Consider the following 18,488-nt stretch of genomic DNA (forward strand, 5'->3'; position numbering starts at 1 on the left):
GTGACCGAACTGATCCCCGCGCCCCGCAGTGCCGTCGCCGGTTCCGGCGAGGTGCGGCTGACACGGCACTCCCGGCTCTACGCCGACCCCGCGACGGAAGGCGTCGGCCACTGGCTGAGCGCGGCACTTCGGCAGGCCACCGGCCTGCCGCTGCGCGAGGGGCGGGAGCTCGACGAGGCCGAGGGCGGCATCGGGCTGCAACTCGACCCCGGCCTCGGCCCCGAGGAGTACCGCCTCGTCAGCGACCACTTCGGCGTCCTCATCGAGGGCGGCGACGCGGCCGGTGTCTTCTGGGGCGCCCAGACCCTGCGGCAGCTTCTCGGCCCGGACGCCTACCGCAGGGCCCCGCTCGATCGCGACCGCGTCTGGAGCGTGCCGTACCTCAGGATCGAGGACGCCCCCCGATTCCGCTGGCGCGGCCTGATGCTCGACGTCGCCCGGCACTTCACGCCCAAGGAAGGCGTGCTGCGTCATCTCGATCTGATGGCGGCGCACAAACTCAACGTCTTCCACTTCCATCTGACGGACGACCAGGGCTGGCGCATCGAGATCGAGCGGCATCCACGGCTGACCGAGATCGGCTCCTGGCGCGCCCGCACGAAAACCGGCCACCGTGCCTCGCCGTTGTGGGAGGACAAGCCGCACGGCGGCTACTACACCCAGGACGACATCCGGGAGATCGTCGCCTACGCCGCCGAGCGGCATATCACCGTCGTCCCCGAAATCGACGTACCGGGCCACTCGCAGGCCGCCATCGCCGCCTACCCGGAACTCGGCAACACCGACGTCATCGACACCACCGCCCTCTCCGTCTGGGACACCTGGGGAATCAACCCGAACGTACTCGCCCCCACTGACAACACCCTGCGCTTCTACGAGGGCGTCTTCGAGGAAGTGCTCCGGTTGTTCCCCTCGGAGTTCGTGCACATCGGCGGCGACGAATGCCCCAAGGACCAGTGGCGGCACTCGGAGACGGCCCAGGCGCGCATCAGGGAACTCGGGCTCGCGGACGAGGACGAGCTCCAGTCCTGGTTCATCGGGCACTTCGACACCTGGCTCGCCGCGCGCGGACGGCGGCTGATCGGCTGGGACGAGATCCTGGAGGGCGGTCTGGCGAAGGGCGCGGCCGTGTCGTCCTGGCGCGGTTACGCCGGAGGCATCGCCGCCGCCCGGGCCGGCCACGACGTGGTCATGTGCCCCGAGCAGCAGGTGTACCTGGACCACCGTCAGGACCCGGGCCCCGAGGAGCCGGTACCGATCGGGTGGGTGCGCACCCTGGAGGACGTCTACCGGTTCGAGCCCGTTCCACCGGAGCTGACGCCCGAGGAGGCCCGGCACGTGCTGGGCACCCAGGCCAACCTGTGGACCGAGGTGATGGAGGACCCCGCACGCGTGGACTACCAGGCCTTCCCCCGCCTCGCTGCCTTCGCCGAAGTCGCCTGGAGCGCCCTGCCCGCCCCGGCGGAACGGGATTTCGCCGAGTTCCAGCGCCGTATGACCGCCCACTACCGGCGGCTCGACGCCCTGGGCGTCGCCTACCGGCCTCCGGCGGGCCCGCTGCCCTGGCAGCGGCGCCCCGGGGTACTGGGCCGCCCGAAGGACGGTCCGCCGCCCAGCCGGTAGCGCCGGCCGCCCCGACCGAACAGCTCGAACAGGCCACGGAAAAAGCGCACAAGGGTCACCGAAAGTGCCAATCGGCATGCATTGGCGAACCCGTGCGAAAACGGACCATCTCGCCGATGAGGTGGGCGAATGCCTCCTAGCGGACCCGTGTCTTCGGCTCTCGCCAAGATGTGCCAGAGTTGCCACGTCCGCCCTGTCAGCACGTACCGTACGGCAGCACAGGTGGGACCAGGTGGGGCAGCGGGAAGGGGTAGCCGGTTTGACCACGCACGCACCGCAGGCGGCGCAGGCCGTCACGCTGCCCACGACGCTGGACGAGGCCGTCGCGGCGCTCACCGCCGTGCCCGCCGCCGTGCCCGTCGCGGGCGGCACCGACCTGATGGCCGCCGTCAACTCCGGGCAGCTCAGGCCCGCCGCGCTGGTGGGACTCGGCCGGATTAGCGAGATCCGCGGCTGGCAGTACCTGGACGGTCACGCGCTGCTCGGCGCGGGCCTCACGCACGCGCGCATGGGCCGCCCCGACTTCGCGGCCCTGATCCCGGCGCTCGCCGCCGCCGCGCGCGCCGCGGGCCCGCCGCACATCCGCAACGCGGGCACCCTGGGCGGCAACATCGCCTCGGCCGCCCCCACCGGCGACGCGCTGCCGGTGCTGGCCGCCCTGGAGGCGACCCTGATCATCGCGGGACCGGGCGGAGCCCGCCGGGAGATCCCCGTCTCGCACCTGCTGGCCGGGATGGACATGCTGCGCGCCGGCGAACTCATCGGCTTCGTGCGCGTGCCGCTGCTGCACGCCCCGCAGGTCTTCCTGAAGGCGACCGGCCGGACCGGCCCGGGACGCGCGGTGGCGTCCGTGGCCCTGGTCCTGGACCCGGCGCGCCGGGGTGTGCGCTGCGCGGTGGGCGCCATAGCGCCGATGGCGCTGCGGCCCCTGGAGGCCGAGCAGTGGGTGGCCGGCCTCATCGACTGGGACAACAACCGCGCGCTCGTCCCGGAGGCGCTGAACGCCTTCGGGGAGTACGTCGCCGCGGCCTGTATCCCCGACGCGGCGCCGGCCGAGGACGGCTCGGTCGCACCGCTTCCGCCTGCCGTACTGCACCTGCGGCGCACCGTCGCCGCGCTGGCCCGACGAGCACTGGGGAGGGCGCTGTCGTGACCGACGACCAGCACGGAGAGGGCACGCCCCGGGGCGGGAGCCGCTGGGACCCGCTGCCCCAGGGCGAGTACGACGACGGCGCCACCGCCTTCGTCGAACTGCCCGAGGGGGGCGTCGACGCCCTGCTGGCCGCCGACAGCCCGCTGGCCGCGCCCGGCCACGGCTACGTACCGCCGCAGATAACGGTCAACCCCGCGACGACGGCCGGCGCCGACCCGGCGGCCGCGGGCGCGTGGCCGGTGCCCGGCGCGCCGGTCGACGGGGCGCAGTGGCACGACCCGAACGCCGCGCACCAGCAGCACGGTCACGAGCACGGCGCGCACCAGCAGCAGGGCCACGACGTGCCCGAGCAGCCCTACGGCGGCCCCGAAGCGCCGTACGCCCCCGGGACCCCCTACGGCTCCGGCGAGACGGCGCCGCAGTACGGCGGGGACGACCGGTTCACGTACAACCCCCCGGTGACCGGCCAGTGGAACTTCGAGGAGGCCGCGGCGGCGGCCGAGGCCGCGCCCGGCCATGACGTGACCGGGCAGTGGTCCATCCCCGTCGCCGGGGGTGACCTTCCGGACGAGTCGGGCGAATTCACCACGTCCTCGCTGGTCGAACAGTGGGGCGGCACCCCGCCGGCCACGCTGCCCGGCGGCGCGCCCGCGCCCTGGGCGACCCAGGCCGCGGGCCGGCCGTGGGGGCAGCAGGACCCGCAGGACACAGCGGGGCAGGAGGTGGCCCACCCGGGCCATCCCCACGAGCACGGGCACGACCAGGGCCACGCGCACGACCGGACTCACGCGCAGCGGCCCGACGCCGGACCGGCCTCCGCATACGCGCCGGAGCAGCAGGCGGGCCCGGACGAGCCGGCGCCCCGGCACCCGCAGGACGTGCATGCGCCGGGGGTCCACGAGGACACCGGCCCCGCGCATCCCGGGCGGTTCGGCCACGCGCCGGAGACGCCCGGCACGCCTCACGCGCCTCAGCCGTCGGACTACGCACCGGCGGAACCCGGGCAGGCCGGTCACCCGACGGACCCGTCCCGGTTCGCCGAGCAGGGGCCGGAGCAGGTCGAGTACGCGGAGCAGGGGCCCGATCAGGGCGAGTTCGCCGAGCGGGCCGAGTACGCCGATCACGGGCCCGAGCGGGCCGAGTACGCCGATCACGGGCCCGAGCGGGCCGAATACGCCGATCACGGGCCCGAGCGGGCCGAGTACGCCGACCAGGGGCCAGCGGCCGCCGACCTCCCCGGGCACGGGCCCGAGCCGTCCCGCTCCGCCGGTCACCCGATGCCCGCCGCCCACCCGCCCGAGACCCCGTACGCCGAGGCACCCGGCGAGTTCCCGGGCGAGTTCCCCGGGGAACCCCTGCCCGAGCCGCGCCCGGAAGCCGCCCCGCTCCCGCAGGACGCCTACGAAGCCTCACAGGCCGCTCCCGGAGCCGGTGAGGACGCCGAGGACGCACCGGACGCTCCAGGGGCCCCGGAGGCCGCCGACAGCCCCTCCGAGCCCGCTGCAGGGCCCCTGCCGGCGGAGGCGGACGCCGACGCCGACACCGGCCAGGAGACCGCGGACGGCGGACCCCAGGACGATCCGGCCCCGGTCGAGGACCCGGAGACCCACCCGGCCGACGCCCCGGACGCCCCGTCCGGCACCGTCCCCCAGGAGGAACACCCCCTCGCCTCGTACGTCCTGCGCGTCAACGGCACCGAACGCCCCGTCGCCGACGCGTGGATCGGCGAGTCCCTGCTGTACGTGCTGCGCGAGCGGCTCGGACTCGCGGGCGCCAAGGACGGCTGCTCGCAGGGCGAGTGCGGCGCGTGCAACGTCCAGGTCGACGGGCGGCTCGTGGCGTCCTGCCTGGTCCCGGCCGTGACCGCAGCCGGCAGCGAGGTCCGTACCGTCGAGGGCCTGGCCGAGGACGGCCGGCCGTCGGACGTACAGCGGGCGCTCGCGCGCTGCGGCGCCGTGCAGTGCGGCTTCTGCGTCCCCGGCATGGCGATGACCGTGCACGACCTGCTGGAGGGCAACCCGGCGCCCACCGAGCTGGAAACCCGCCAGGCGCTGTGCGGCAACCTGTGCCGCTGCTCCGGCTACCGGGGCGTGGTGGACGCCGTCAAGGAAGTCGTCGCCGAACGCGAGGCCCACTCCGCGCCGGGCGACGGCGACAGCGAAGAGGCCCGCATCCCGCGCCAGGCGGGCCCGGGCACCGGTGGCGTGAACGCGTCGGCCTTCGGGGCGCCCCCGCAACCGCACACCCCCCACCCGCACTCCCCAGAAGCGCACGACCAGCCCTACGGCCAGGACGGAGGCCCCGCGTGAGCAACGAAGCAGCCACCGCCCAGGCCGCACAGGCCGCGGAGGCCGCCCCGGCCCCGGAACCGCTCCCGCACGGCATCGGCGCCTCGCTCCCGCCCGCCGACGCCCGCGCCAAGACGGAGGGCACCTTCCCCTACGCCGCCGACCTGTGGGCCGAAGGCCTGCTGTGGGCGGCCGTGCTGCGCTCACCGCACCCGCACGCGCGCATCGTGTCCATCGACACCAGCCACGCGCGCGAGATGGTCGGCGTCCGCGCCGTCGTCACCCACGAGGACGTCCCCGGCAGCCCGTTCCACGGTCGCGGCACGGCCGACCGCCCGGTCTTCGCCTCCGAGGTCGTGCGCCACCACGGCGAGCCCATCGCCGCCGTCGCCGCCGACCACCCGGACACCGCGCGCATGGCGGCGGCGGCCGTCATCGTCGAGTACGAGGTGCTCGACCCGGTGACCGACCCGGAGCAGGCCTTCGAGGCCGAGCCGCTGCACCCCGACGGCAACCTGATCCGGCACATCCCGCTGAGCCACGGCGACCCCGAGGCGGCCGGCGAGATCGTCGTCGAGGGCCTGTACCGCATCGGCCGTCAGGACCCCGCGCCCATCGGCGCCGAGGCGGGCCTGGCCGTGCCGCGCCCGGACGGCGGGGTGGAGCTGTACCTCGCCTCCACCGACCCGCACGCCGACCGCGACGCGGCCGCCGCCGCCTTCGGGCTGGAACCCGAGCGCGTCAAGATCGTCGTCACCGGCGTCCCCGGCGCCACGGCCGACCGCGAGGACCAGGGATTCCAGCTTCCGCTCGGCCTGCTGGCGCTGCGCACCGGCTGCCCGGTGAAGCTCACCGCCACGCGCGAGGAGTCCTTCCTCGGCCACGTCCACCGGCACCCCACCCTGCTGCGCTACCGCCACCACGCCGACGCCGAGGGCAGACTCGTCAAGGTCGAGGCGCAGATCCTGCTCGACGCGGGCGCCTACGCCGACACCTCCGCCGAGGCCCTGGCCGCCGCCGTCGCGTTCGCCTGCGGCCCGTACGTCATCCCGAACGCCTTCATCGAAGGCTGGGCCGTACGCACCAACAATCCCCCGTCCGGCCACGTGCGCGGTGAGGGCGCCATGCAGGTCTGCGCCGCCTACGAGGCGCAGATGGACAAGATCGCCAAGAAGCTCGGCCTCGACCCGGCGGAAGTGCGGCTGCGCAACGCGCTGGCGACCGGCGACGTGCTGCCGACCGGCCAGACCGTGACCTGCCCCGCTCCGGTCGCCGAACTTCTCCAGGCCGTGCGGGACTTCGAGCTGCCGCCGCTGCCCAAGGACACGCCCGAGGACGAGTGGCTGCTGCCCGGCGGACCCGAGGGCGCGGGGGAGCCGGGCGCGGTGCGCCGGGGCGTGGGCTACGGCGTGGGCATGGTGCACATGCTCGGCGCGGAGGGCGCGGACGAGGTCTCCACGGCCACGGTGAAGGTCCACGACGGGGTCGCGACGGTCCTGTGCGCGGCCGTCGAGACCGGGCAGGGCTTCACGACGCTGGCCCGGCAGATCGTCCAGGAGACGCTCGGCATCGACGAGGTGCACGTGGCGCCCGTGGACACCGACCAGCCCCCGGCGGGCGCGGGCTGCCGCGGCCGCCACACCTGGGTCTCGGGCGGGGCGGTGGAGCGCGCGGCGAAGATGGTCCGCACGCAGCTCCTGCAGCCGCTCGCCCACAAGTTCGGCATGTCGACGGAGCTGCTCCAGATCACCGACGGCAAGATCACGTCGTACGACGGGGTCCTCTCCACGACCGTCACCGAGGCGCTGGACGGCAAGGAGCTGTGGGCCACCGCCCAGTGCCGCCCGCACCCGACCGAGCCGCTGAACGAGACCGGCCAGGGCGACGCCTTCGTGGGCATGGCCTTCTGCGCGATCCGCGCGGTGGTGGACGTCGACATCGAGATCGGCTCCGTACGGGTCGTGGAACTGGCCGTCGCCCAGGACGTGGGCCGCGTCCTGAACCCGACCCAGCTCGCCGCCCGGATCGAGGCGGGCGTGACCCAGGGCGTGGGCATCGCGCTCACCGAGAACCTCCGCACGCCGCGCGGCATCGTCCGCCACCCCGACCTGACCGGTTACGCCCTCCCGACCGCCCTCGACGCGCCCGACATCCGTATCGTCCGGCTGGTCGAGGAACGGGACGTGGTCGCCCCGTTCGGGGCCAAGGCCGTCAGCGCGGTGCCGGTGGTGACGTCCCCGGCGGCCATCGCGTCCGCCGTCCGCGCCGCGACGGGCCGCCCCGTGAACCGCCTGCCGATCCGCCCCCAGGCAGCGGTGGTCACGGAACGGGGCTGAGGCCTGCCGCCCGCAGGGCCCGCCTGGACCCCGCGCACCCGACTCCGCCCCGTCCGCGTGGAACTGACGCGGAGCCAGAGAGGGAAAGCGATTTCGGCGGAAAGGGAACGCGCGGGGGTGCTCTGAGCGTCTTGTGAAACGGACGCGTGTGGTTGCCGGGCGCGCGTCGCCGGTCCGGGGCGTTGTCAGTGGTGGCGCGTACTGTTCTGGGCAGTGGGGAACGGCTGCCGGGCTTCGCCGGGCGGTCTGCCGTGCTCCGCCAGGGGACGGTGAGCAAGCACATGCGGGGGAGCCCATGAGTACGACCGACGCCGGTTCCGCGGTGATCACCCTGACCGAGTCCGAGCTGGACCCGTGGGTGACCCACGCGTCCACGCGGCACTGGCTGACCGGCCCCGGACTCCCCGTCGACAGCGGCGTGCTGAGCTTCGCGGAGCTGAGCCGCGAGGGCCTGCGCACGGTCGCCGACTCGACCGGCGACCCGGACGACCGCCTCCCGGCCGAGCTGCGCGAGCAGTTGGTGATAGGCGGACTGCTGGGCCCCGTCGGCCTGGAGACGGAGTCGGTCCTGCTGGACGGCGTGACGGGCGAGATCTCCACGACGTACGTCCTGCACGACCGCCCCGACCTGATGGACCGCCGCCCCCTGGCCCCCTCGCTGCGGACGCTGGTCCGCTTCGCGGAGGCCACGGACGAACTGGCCGGTCTGCGCGGTCAGTTCGCCTCCTACGCGGGCCGCTACGGCCCCAAGGCGGTGGCGCAGGCCTCGCAGCACCTGCTGGCGGTGTTCCGCGACGGCGCGGACGGCGAACCGGCCCCGTTCTGGAAGATGGCGGCACTGATCCGCCCCCTTTCCCTGGTGGCAGGCCGCAGCGGCGCGTCCGGCCTTTCCCTGGACCTTCCGCATCGCCTCCTGGACCAGGAGTTCGGCCCCGGCAAGGTGGCGCGCTTCGAGGACGTCGACTTCCCCGCGACCCTCACGCACGAGCCGACCCGCCGTTTCCTGCGCGAGGTGGGCCTGCCGGAGGACGCCCACGTCTTCTCCCTGGACACGGACGTCCCCCTGGCGACGCTCGCCGAGTACTACGCCGACACCGACACCCCGGCCGAACTCCCCGTCGGGTCCCACCGCCTGATCCGCCTCGGCCACCTGGTCGAGGACAACAGCCTGGTCGTCGACGGCGCGACGGGCGCCGTCCTGAACTGGAGCGAACCGGAGGCGACGCTGTCCCCGCTCAACACGGACGTGTCGACCCTCGCCTTCACCCTCTGGCTCCTGCACCGCGAGCGTGCGATAGATGCCGAGTCGTCCCACGAGCTGACGACCGACACCTACGACCAGCTGGCCATGACGATGCTCCAGGTCCTGTCGACAGTGGACCCCACGGGCGTCACCGCGGGCACAACGGTCCGCCACTACTGGACGGACGCGTTCCAGGACGAGGCCGGCGGGGTGCTCTGACGGAGCCCCAGGACCTGCTCAGGCCCGCAGCCCGGGGCCTGCTCAGGACCGTAGCCCGGGGCCAGTGCAATACGGGTCGGCGGACCGGAATCCGGCCGCGTCAGGCGGACTTGACGGCGTTGCGGCGGCGGACGGCGAGGACCAGGCCGCCTCCCAGCACCGCGGCGGCTGCCGCGCCACCGGCGAGGAGCGGGGTGCCGTCGGAGCCGGTCGTGGCGAGGCTGCCGCCGGTGGTGCTGCCGGTCGTGGTGCCGGTGGAGCCGCCGGTCGTGGTGCCCTCCGAGGCCGACGCGGACGCCGAGGGGGAGGCGGTGGCGCCCGTGCCGCCGGCGGCCTGGCCCTCGGGGTCGTTGCCGTTGCCGCCGTTGCCGGAGCCACCGTCGGCGCCGTCCGAGGGGCTGGGGGCGGGCTCGTTGTCGCTCGGCAGGTCGATGCCGATCGAGGCGATGTTGTTGGCGCGGTTCTTGTCGTACGCGGGGGCGATGTCGTAGACGGACGACGCCTTGATCTCGCCCTCGGTGTCCTGCGCCGACTTCTTGATCTTCAGCATGAAGGTGTAGGCCAGGGACTGGCCGACGTCGAGGGTCCCGTCCTGCGGCCAGCAGACGTACTTGGGCTTGCCCGTGGTCCCCTGCGGTCCGCTCGGCCCGTCGATCCCGAACGGCGCGCAGTCCTTCGGCACCTCCACGGCGACGGTGCCCGGCGGGATCTGCACCAGCAGGCCGGGGAGGTCGTCGCTCTCCTGGTTCTGCACCCAGCCGGGGCCGTCGTTGCGCAGGGTCGCCGTGACCGACTGCTCTCCGCCCGGCAGCGCCTCCATCTCCTCACCGACGGCGACGAGGTCGGCCGTGTTGTCCGCGGTCAGGGTGAGCCTCCGGTAGCTGTCGTCGAATCCCCCGCCCGGGGCGTCACCGGTCGCGCTCGTGCCGTACTCGACGGACTCCATCAGGGCCTTGTCCAGCGCCTTGAACCGGACGGGAGTGGTGACGGAGGCGCCGGGTGCGATGACCGTGTCGAGCTCGCAGAGTGCCTGCCGTACCTGGTCCTCGACGGTCGAGTAAGTGCAGCCCTTCACCTGCTCGGGGAAGTCCAGCCCGCGCGTCAGACGCACCCGGAAGGTGACGCCGTCCACGGCGGCCGTGCCCTTGTTGGTGAGGGTGACGGACTTGTCGTAGACCTCACCCGGCTTGGGAGTGGCGGTCGGCAGGGCCGACACGACCAGCTCGGGCTCGCCCCCCTCCGCGTGCGCCAGGGGCGCGGCGACAGCGGGACCGGCGACGGCGATCACGGCAGCGGCCAGGACGGCTGCCGAGGGGCGGAGGTGCACGGTGATTCTCCTCGTCGAATTCCTCGTCGGCCCCGGAAGGCACGACGACCGGAGCGTGGGCTACCGGTCATGTTCTGGACACCTGAGAGGTGCTTGGGGTTGTGCGGGACTTCTCCCGGGCCGGACATCGAAGGGTGCGCCGGATCCGGGCGCTCGGCGGATTGCCCCGTTGCGCCCTGAACGCGCCCTTCCCGGCCTCTGAACTCCCGCACATGCTCGGGGTCATGGGGGACACGGACGAGTCGAGCATCATCCCGTTACCAGGCCCCGACGGACACCGGCAGCGGCCCCCTGATGCGCCGCGGCCGTGGGAGAACACCGACCGGGCACAGGCCGCGACGGAAGGGGCCACGGGGCCCGAGCCACCCGCTCCACCCGAATGCCCCCACTGCGGGCTGACCGGTGAGCGGCACGTCACCTACTACGGCACGCATGTCCTCCTCGAACCGGACATGCCGGTACCCGCGCACATGGTGCCCGCATGGCACCGCTGGTACGTGGACTCGGACGGCACCGCGTGGAACAGCCGCGAGGACGAGCCCGCACCCGGTGCGGTGTGCCGCGTCCCGCATCGCATCGCCTGCCCCGGTCTGAGCCCGGAGGAGGCGGGCATCTGGCGATGGCTGGACGCCGTACGCGCGGAAAACGCGCGCAGGGCCCGGCGAAAGGCCGACGGCGACACCGACCCGGCAGAGCTTCCGAACGCCGGCTGATGCCGCGAACCCGTACCGGCGGCTGGGGCGCCGGCACCATCACCACCACACCCGACACGGGCTGTTACGTCAACGAAGGCCTCCGCGCGGCGGACTGACACGGGAGGCCGTGGCGGGAACAGAGACGGCGATCCCTCACTACGGGTGGTGCTCATAGGCGGAGGCGTTGCCGTGTGTCGGTCAGGCGGAGTCGGGCTGCTCGATCGGCCGCCGCCACCATTGCGTGGATTTGAAGCAGCCCATCAGCCAGTGTGCTTCCGCGATGTCGAGGACGACGTGGCCGACCGACGGGATCGGCTGGAAGCGGAGCATCCCCTCCTGAATGGGCACGGGCTCCCACTCAAGATCGTGGTGGAGCAGGACCGCGTAAGGCCGGCCGCGGCGCTGCCAGAAGACCATGGGTTCGTAGACCTCGTTCTCGAAGGGCTTGACGATGTCGCCTGGGGCGAATTCGACATCGGCCATGTCTGCCCACCTTCCGACTCCCTCGCGTTCCCGAGCCAGGTAGTGCCGCATGCCCTGCACGAACGCGTTGAGGCTCGCGTCATTCAGTACGGACTCGCGGGAGACGACGATGGACTTCGCCGTTTTGCGCAGCGCCCTGGCTCGACGAAGCTGACGGGTCGCATTGGCCCAGAAGAGGCCGCCCCTGTCGACATCGTGGACCACGCACAGCACGGGCAGGGTGCCATCGCGCCAGTTGTCTGCGTGATCGCCGACCGGGACGCGGTGCCCGCGCCTGGTCCGGGTCGAAACCCCGCCCTTGACTTGCACGGCGATGGAATCCTCTGTCCGCTGCCCGTTCTGGACGAAGGTGACGTGCAGGTCCTCGCCGTGGTCGTTACCCCCATCGATCTCCTGCACGATGTGACCGTGCCGCTCCAGCAGAGCACGCAGCTCATTCACCGCCATGCGTCCGATACGACGGCTCTCGGGCACCCTCGGCATCGATCCCCCTCAACTTGTGTGCGGGTCAGGCTACGGCGGGCTACTGACACGCGGACTGCCTTTGAGACCGAAGGCGGTGTTCAAAGGTGTCGGGGGTGAACGACGCCGGAGACGGAAACTGAGACGGACGACAGCAGGGCGGCACCCCGTGTGGGGGTGCCGCCCTGCTGTTCACCTGTTCATCCGGTAGAGGCCGTGGCGGGATTCGAACCCACGTAACTCGCTTTGCAGGCGAGCCCCTGAACCACTCGGGCACACGGCCGTGTTGCACTCGGTGTCATGACCGTAGGCCGGGGTGGGACGGTGCTCAAGGGCATCGCGCGGGCTGCAATGTGACTGCCATACGCAGTTCATGAAGGCGGGTGGCCGAGAAGAGGGGCGTACGACCAAGGTCTCAGACGGGGACCGTCTCGGGACAGGGGTCAAAGAGGCGCGTGCACCTTACGCTGGCGGCCATGACCGCCCCGAAGCCACGTGATGCCGATGTCGAGGAAGCCGCTGGACCGCCCTCCGCGGCAGAGCGGGAAGAGGGCGTGCTGGGGGCGGCGTACCGGGCGTTGAGTGTCGGGATCGTCTCCGTCGTGCTGCTCATCGCCTTCGAGGCGACCGCCGTGGGCACGGCGATGCCCGTGGCGGCCCGGGACCTGAACGGGGTGTCCCTGTACGCGTTCGCGTTCTCCGGGTACTTCACGACCAGCCTGTTCGGGATGGTGCTCTCCGGGCAGTGGTCGGACCTGCGCGGTCCCCTGGGGCCGTTGACGGCGGGCATCGCCTCCTTCGGGGCGGGGCTGCTGCTGTCGGGTCCACCACGGCACAGACGCAGAGTCCCGACCTGCCCGTCCCCGCGGAACGGACAGCCCTCGCCGACCGGCCCGCTCCGTCCAAGCCGGTGCGGACAACTGACCGGTCCGCAGCGTCGGATCCGGTGCGGACAGCCGACCGGCCCGCCCCGTCCGCAGCGTCGGATCCGGTGCGGACAGCCGACCGGCCCGCCCCGCCGGAAGTTCCGCCTGCCTCCTTCGACCGCCGGCGCATCCGGCTCGCCCTGGCCATCTCCCTCGGCGCCGGCCTCCTCCAGTACGCCGCGCAGGACTTGCGTCCTCTTTCGCTCCTGCCGGGTGCGCTCGGCGTGGCCCTGCTCGTGCCGGCCGTGCTCGGGCTGCTTCCGCGCGGCACCTACCGGGCCGCTCGCGGGCTGCCGTCCGTCGTGCTGCTGCGCGGCGTCGCCGCCGGGTCCTTCATCGCCGCCGAGTCGTTCGTGCCGCTGATGCTGGTCACCCAGCGCGGGCTCAGCCCGACGCTGGCCGGGTTCTCGCTCGCCGCGGGCGGCGGGACGTGGGCGCTGGGGTCCTGGGTGCAGTCGCGGTCGCGGCTCGAACCGTACCGGGAGCGGTTGACGACCGTCGGCATGCTCCTGGTCGCCGCGGCCGTCGCCGCGGCGCCGAGCGTGCTCGTCGACTCCGTGCCCGTCTGGACCGTGGCCGTCGCCTGGGCCTTCGGCTGCTTCGGGATGGGGCTCGTGATCTCCTCCACGAGCGTCCTCCTGCTCAAGCTCTCCGCCCCCGAGGAGGCCGGTGCCAACTCCGCCGCCCTGCAGATCTCCGACGGCCTCTCCAACGTCGTCCTGCTGTCCGCCGGCGGGGCAGCCTTCGCCGCGCTCGGCGGCGGCACGCTCTCCCACACGACCACCCACAGCTCCGGCTCCCACCCGGCCGCCTTCACCGCGGTGTTCCTGCCGATGGCAGCGGTGGCGCTGGCCGGGGCCTGGGTGTCGACACGATTGCGGGAACGACGGCCGTAGCACCTTCCTCGCCCCCCATGGGCGTCGTCCCGGCCGGAAGGGACCACGACGTGGTCCACGCGCTGGTCGTCGACATCGCCCCCGAGGTCGAAGGGGAGGTCGGGAGGATGGCGGGGCTGTGACGTCGGTCCCACCCGCAGGTGCCCTGGCCCGGTCCGCGCATCGACCGGCTCGGGGCGCCGGTAGGGTGGCCCGGTTGTCATACGTAGCCGAGCCGTCAGGCTCCCTCGCACGAGCCGCCCGACCCCCAACGGAGACCGTGACTACCACCGCCGGCACCAGTTCCGCCTCGCACCACCTGTCCCCGGCGTTCCCCGGCCGCGCCCCCTGGGGTACCGCCAGCAAGCTGCGCGCCTGGCAGCAGGGCGCGATGGAGAAGTACATCCAGGAACAGCCGCGGGACTTCCTCGCGGTCGCCACCCCCGGCGCCGGCAAGACGACCTTCGCGCTGACGCTGGCCTCCTGGATGCTGCACCACCACGTCGTGCAGCAGGTGACCGTCGTCGCCCCGACCGAGCACCTGAAGAAGCAGTGGGCCGAGGCCGCGGCCCGCATAGGGATCAAGCTCGACCCGGAGTACAGCGCCGGGCCGCTCAGCCGGGAGTACCACGGCGTCGCCGTGACGTACGCCGGTGTCGGCGTCCGGCCCATGCTCCACCGCAACCGCGTGGAGCAGCGCAAGACGCTCGTCATCCTCGACGAGATCCACCACGCCGGTGACAGCAAGTCCTGGGGCGAGGCCTGCCTCGAGGCCTTCGAACCCGCGACCCGACGGCTCGCCCTGACCGGTACGCCCTTCCGGTCCGACACCAACCCCATCCCCTTCGTGACGTACGAGGAGGGCAACGACGGGATCCGGCGGTCCGCCGCCGACTACACCTACGGCTACGGCAACGCCCTCGCGGACAACGTCGTGCGGCCCGTCATCTTCCTCTCCTACAGCGGCAACATGCGCTGGCGCACCAAGGCCGGTGACGAGATCGCCGCCCGGCTCGGCGAGCCCATGACCAAGGACGCCATCAGCCAGGCCTGGCGGACCGCGCTGGATCCGCGCGGCGAGTGGATGCCGTCCGTGCTGCGGGCCGCCGACCAGCGGCTGACCGAGGTGCGCAAGGCCATCCCGGACGCGGGTGCGCTCGTCATCGCCGCGGACCAGGACTCCGCCCGCGCCTACGCCAAGCTGATCCGCGAGATCACCGGCAGCAAGGCCACCCTCGTGCTGTCCGACGACGCCGGCGCGTCCAAGAACATCGACGAGTTCAGCGGCAGCAACGACCGCTGGATGGTCGCGGTGCGGATGGTGTCCGAGGGCGTCGACGTGCCGCGGCTCGCGGTCGGGGTGTACGCCACCACCATCTCCACCCCCCTCTTCTTCGCGCAGGCCGTCGGGCGTTTCGTGCGGTCCCGGCGGCGCGGCGAGACCGCCTCCGTGTTCCTGCCGACCGTGCCCGACCTGCTCTCCTTCGCCAACGAGATGGAGCGCGAGCGCGACCACGTCCTCGACAAGCCCAAGAAGCAGGGCGAGGAGGATCCGTACGCCGAGTCCGAGAAGGAGATGGACGAGGCGAACCGGGAGCAGGACGAGGACACCGGCGAGCAGGAGCAGTTCTCCTTCGAGGCGCTGGAGTCCGACGCCGTCTTCGACCGGGTCATGTACAACGGCGCCGAGTTCGGCATGCAGGCCCACCCGGGCAGCGAGGAGGAGCAGGACTACCTCGGCATCCCGGGTCTGCTGGAACCCGACCAGGTGCAGCTGTTGCTCCAGAAGCGGCAGGCCAAACAGATCTCGCACAGCCGCAAGAAGCCGGACGAGGAAGCCGACCTGCTCGAAGTGCCCGCCGAGCGGCGGCCCGTGGTCTCCCACAAGGAGATGATGGAGCTGCGGCGCCAGCTCAACACGATGGTCGGCGCCTACGTCCACCAGAGCGGCAAGCCGCACGGGGTGATCCACACGGAGCTGCGGCGCGTCTGCGGGGGGCCTCCGGCGGCGGAGGCGACGGCTGGGCAGCTGCGGCAGCGGATCGCCAAGGTGCAGGAGTGGGCCACCCGGATGAAGTGACGCCCCTCGCCGAGGCTGCGACGCCGGCTTCCGGATGTGTGGGTGTCGTGTGTGCTCGCGGTGCGGAGCGAGTCCCCCTGTTGCACGTATGCGGGCAAACGGAGCCACCCGTGCCCGGATTCTGGACGGAGACTTCCGCTCAGCGAACCTGCTTCGCTACTGTCCGGCTACGCACACGCCCCGTGGCAGCGCCGCCGCGGGGCGCAGCCGTGAAGCGACGCGGTCCGGACAGGCCGGGCCGCCGACCGATCGGCGGCCTCTGAAGCGCGTCACCGACGGGACTCGGTGACGCAACCGCCGACCAGGGAGCCGCCGACCTCACCACTAAGGAGTGGGCGTCGTGACCGCGGAGACCTCCCAGACGCTCGACCGGGGACTGCGTGTCCTCAAGCTGCTCGCCGACACGGACCACGGGCTGACCGTGACCGAACTCTCCCTCCGGCTGGGAGTGAACCGGACCGTCGTGTACCGGTTGCTCGCCACGCTGGAACAGCACGCCCTCATACGCCGTGACCTCGGCGGACGTGCCCGGGTCGGGCTCGGTGTGCTGCGTCTGGGGCGCCAGGTCCATCCGCTGGTGCGGGAGGCCGCGATGCCGGCGCTGCGGTCACTGGCCGAGGACATCGGCGCGACGGCGCATCTGACCATGGTCGACGGGGCGGACGCGCTGGCCGTGGCCGTCGTGGAGCCGACCTGGACGGACTATCACGTCGCCTACCGCGCCGGGTTCCGTCATCCCCTGGACCGGGGCGCCGCCGGCAAGGCGATACTCGCGGCCCGGCAGCACCCGATGGCCGAACCCGGGTACATGCTGACCCACGGGGAGCTGGAGGCGGGCGCCTGGGGGGCCGCCGCACCGCTGCTGGGCGTGACGGGCGTCGAGGGCAGCGTGGGCGTGGTGATGCTGGCCGAGGCGGTGCCGGAACGCGTCGGGCCGCGGGTCGTCGAAGCGGCCCGGGAGGTCGCGGAGGCACTGCGCTGAGGGCCGGACACCCGGGTGGCGGACGCCCTCGCGCTGAGGACCGGAGGCTTCCGCGCACCGGCGCGGGGTGCCGTGCGCCGACAGTTGGCCGCCTGCCCGTACCGGTGGCCGGACGCTGTGCGCCTACAGTCGGCGGCCTCTCCGCTCGGGCCCCGGACGCCCTGGTCCCGGCGGTATCTCCCTCCCGCGTTAGATTGATCCCGTGTTCTCTCGCCTCACGCGCCCCCAGGCCGTCGCCGTCTGCGCCCTGCCCGTCGTGGCCCTGCTCGCGACGGCGGTGTTCGCGCCGCTGCCGTTCTCGGTGGCGCAGCCGGGGCTGACGGCGAACGTGCTCGGAGAGAACAAGGGCACTCAGGTGATCACCATCTCCGGTGCGCCGGTCCGGGACGCCCGGGGCCAGCTGCGGATGACCACCATCGAGGCGACCTCCCCGGACACCCGGGTCTCGCTCCCCGACGTCATCGACAGCTGGTTCCGTACCGACCAGGCGGTCATGCCGCGCGACTCCGTCTACCCGAGCGGGAACAACGTCAAGGAGATCGAGCAGCACAACGAGCAGCAGATGAAGGAGTCCCAGGACGCGGCGACGCAGGCCGCGCTGGGGTACCTCGGCCTCGACGACAAGGACGTCGAGGTCAGCCTGAAGCTCGCCGATGTGGGCGGCCCCAGTGCGGGGCTGCTCTTCTCCCTCGGCATCATCGACAAGCTCGACGGCGACGGCACCGGCGGGGACCTCACCGGCGGCCGGGTCATCGCCGGTACGGGGACGATCGACGCGGCCGGCCGGGTCGGTGCGGTGGGGGGCGTCGCCCTCAAGACCCAGGCCGCGAAGCGGGACGGGGCGACGGTGTTCCTGGTCCCCAAGGCGGAGTGCGCGGACGCTCGCGCCGAGCTTCCGAAGGGGCTGCGGCTGATTCCGGTGACCACGCTGAAGAGCACGGTGAGCTCACTGGTGGCCCTGGAGACGGGGAAGGGTTCCGTCCCCGGCTGCTAGTGGGCGGGCACCGGTCCGGGCCGGGCGGCGAGCTTCAGCCCGACCTCGATGAGGGCCCAGCCCAGACGCGTACGGAGTTCGGGACGGTGCGCCGGACGGGGTTCGGTCTCGGCACGGAGTTCGGCGGCGCGGGCGTGGTGCAGGGTGAGGTGGATGTCCGGGTGCATGTGTGTGCCTTTCACAGCGTCGTCTGGCTGGGGAAGACGTGCGTGTGGACGCGTACCGTCTCGGCGTCCGGAGTGCCCTCGGGCAGGGGGCGGTAGCTCTGGATGAGCTCGTGCATCTTGCCGACGAGCTCACGCGCGAGTTCGGGAGTGAGCCGCAGCGTGAAGTCGCTGAGGTCGGTGGCGCCGTCCCATTCCTCGCCCCAGTCGCTCGTGTTGCCGAGCCAGGTCGAGATCTCCTGGGTGTGCACGTTGGCGATCTCGTACCGGAACAGGGCGACGGCTCCCCGCACGGCCGGGTCCGGGTCCTGGATCAGGGTCTCGTCGATCTGGACGCCCCGGTCCACGGCCTTCCACCAGCGCTCCCGTCCCTTGCCCAGTTCCGGGTCGTCGGCGACGAAACCGTGCGCGGCGAGTTGCCGTAGGTGGTAACTGGTCGCGCCGCTGGACTCACCCAGTTTCTCCGCCAGTTGGGAAGCAGTGGCAGGGCCCCCGCGCCGCAGTGCGACCAGCAGCTGCATCCGCAGGGGATGAGCCAGGCCGCGCAGCGAGCGGGCGTCGAGCAGGCGGGGCGTCGGTTCGTCGGGCATGCACGCAAAGGTAGCGTTGCAAAGCCTCCTTTGCAACGGTCTCTTTGT

General features: G+C 72.7%; 13 protein-coding genes, 1 tRNA gene and 1 pseudogene. 10 read left to right on the top strand and 5 right to left on the bottom strand.

The genetic code is table 11. The features are described 5' to 3' along the window. From FDO69_RS39965 to FDO69_RS39985, 5 genes are all read left to right on the top strand, one after another. Window positions 1–1,623 (top strand): beta-N-acetylhexosaminidase, encoded by a 1,623-nt coding sequence (locus FDO69_RS39965; RefSeq protein WP_104788946.1) that lies wholly within the window; start codon window positions 1–3, stop codon window positions 1,621–1,623. 259 nt (window positions 1,624–1,882) lie between these two features. Beyond that, window positions 1,883–2,776 carry an FAD binding domain-containing protein gene (locus FDO69_RS39970; protein WP_053669840.1) on the top strand — a complete coding sequence of 298 codons (894 nt, stop codon included), beginning with the start codon at window positions 1,883–1,885 and terminating at the stop codon, window positions 2,774–2,776. Next, window positions 2,773–5,085: a (2Fe-2S)-binding protein gene (locus tag FDO69_RS39975; protein ID WP_104788948.1), complete on the top strand. Its 2,313-nt coding sequence runs from the start codon at window positions 2,773–2,775 to the stop codon at window positions 5,083–5,085. The genes FDO69_RS39970 and FDO69_RS39975 overlap by 4 nt, the downstream gene beginning before the upstream one ends. Further along, window positions 5,082–7,400: a xanthine dehydrogenase family protein molybdopterin-binding subunit gene (locus FDO69_RS39980; protein ID WP_104788950.1), complete on the top strand. Its 2,319-nt coding sequence runs from the start codon at window positions 5,082–5,084 to the stop codon at window positions 7,398–7,400. Before FDO69_RS39975 ends, FDO69_RS39980 begins: the two co-directional genes overlap by 4 nt. 295 nt (window positions 7,401–7,695) lie before the next feature. Continuing rightward, a complete protein-coding gene (locus FDO69_RS39985) occupies window positions 7,696–8,862 on the top strand; it encodes an SUKH-4 family immunity protein (protein WP_104788953.1) in 1,167 nt (388 codons plus the stop codon). 100 nt (window positions 8,863–8,962) lie between these two features. Here the strand turns inward: FDO69_RS39985 and FDO69_RS39990 are convergent, their stop codons facing one another. Further along, window positions 8,963–10,189, bottom strand: a complete 1,227-nt coding sequence (locus FDO69_RS39990; protein WP_234388308.1) for an LPXTG cell wall anchor domain-containing protein — start codon at window positions 10,187–10,189, stop codon at window positions 8,963–8,965. A gap of 224 nt (window positions 10,190–10,413) precedes the next feature. Here FDO69_RS39990 and FDO69_RS39995 point away from each other — a divergent pair, with 224 nt between their 5' ends. Then, a complete protein-coding gene (locus FDO69_RS39995) occupies window positions 10,414–10,902 on the top strand; it encodes a DUF6083 domain-containing protein (protein ID WP_104788988.1) in 489 nt (162 codons plus the stop codon). A gap of 180 nt (window positions 10,903–11,082) precedes the next feature. Here the strand turns inward: FDO69_RS39995 and FDO69_RS40000 are convergent, their stop codons facing one another. Both FDO69_RS40000 and FDO69_RS40005 read right to left on the bottom strand, forming a co-directional pair. Continuing rightward, entirely contained in the window at window positions 11,083–11,814 is a 732-nt protein-coding gene (locus tag FDO69_RS40000) for a DUF4365 domain-containing protein (protein WP_104788990.1), read from the bottom strand. 226 nt (window positions 11,815–12,040) lie between these two features. Then, a tRNA-Cys gene (locus FDO69_RS40005) sits at window positions 12,041–12,112 on the bottom strand. Between the two features lie 271 nt (window positions 12,113–12,383). Here FDO69_RS40005 and FDO69_RS43205 point away from each other — a divergent pair. From FDO69_RS43205 to FDO69_RS40030, 4 genes and pseudogenes are all read left to right on the top strand, one after another. Beyond that, window positions 12,384–13,651 (top strand): annotated as a pseudogene (locus tag FDO69_RS43205) (MFS transporter). A gap of 259 nt (window positions 13,652–13,910) precedes the next feature. Beyond that, complete coding sequence (locus FDO69_RS40020) at window positions 13,911–15,710, top strand: DEAD/DEAH box helicase (RefSeq protein ID WP_104788958.1); 1,800 nt, start codon at window positions 13,911–13,913, stop codon at window positions 15,708–15,710. 340 nt (window positions 15,711–16,050) lie between these two features. After that, entirely contained in the window at window positions 16,051–16,692 is a 642-nt protein-coding gene (locus FDO69_RS40025; protein ID WP_104788961.1) for an IclR family transcriptional regulator, read from the top strand. A 202-nt stretch (window positions 16,693–16,894) separates the two neighbouring features. Continuing rightward, window positions 16,895–17,686 carry a S16 family serine protease gene (locus tag FDO69_RS40030; RefSeq protein WP_104788964.1) on the top strand — a complete coding sequence of 264 codons (792 nt, stop codon included), beginning with the start codon at window positions 16,895–16,897 and terminating at the stop codon, window positions 17,684–17,686. Here FDO69_RS40030 and FDO69_RS41495 read toward each other — a convergent pair. Continuing rightward, a complete protein-coding gene (locus FDO69_RS41495) occupies window positions 17,683–17,853 on the bottom strand; it encodes a hypothetical protein (protein WP_167526779.1) in 171 nt (56 codons plus the stop codon). The two genes, FDO69_RS40030 and FDO69_RS41495, sit on opposite strands and share 4 nt — an antisense overlap. Window positions 17,854–17,864: 11 nt before the next feature. Then, window positions 17,865–18,440, bottom strand: a complete 576-nt coding sequence (locus FDO69_RS40035; protein ID WP_104788966.1) for an ArsR/SmtB family transcription factor — start codon at window positions 18,438–18,440, stop codon at window positions 17,865–17,867. Window positions 18,441–18,488 lie beyond the last annotated feature (48 nt).

Source organism: Streptomyces tibetensis (genome assembly GCF_007655005.1).
Classification (GTDB): Bacteria; Actinomycetota; Actinomycetes; order Streptomycetales; family Streptomycetaceae; genus Streptomyces; species Streptomyces tibetensis.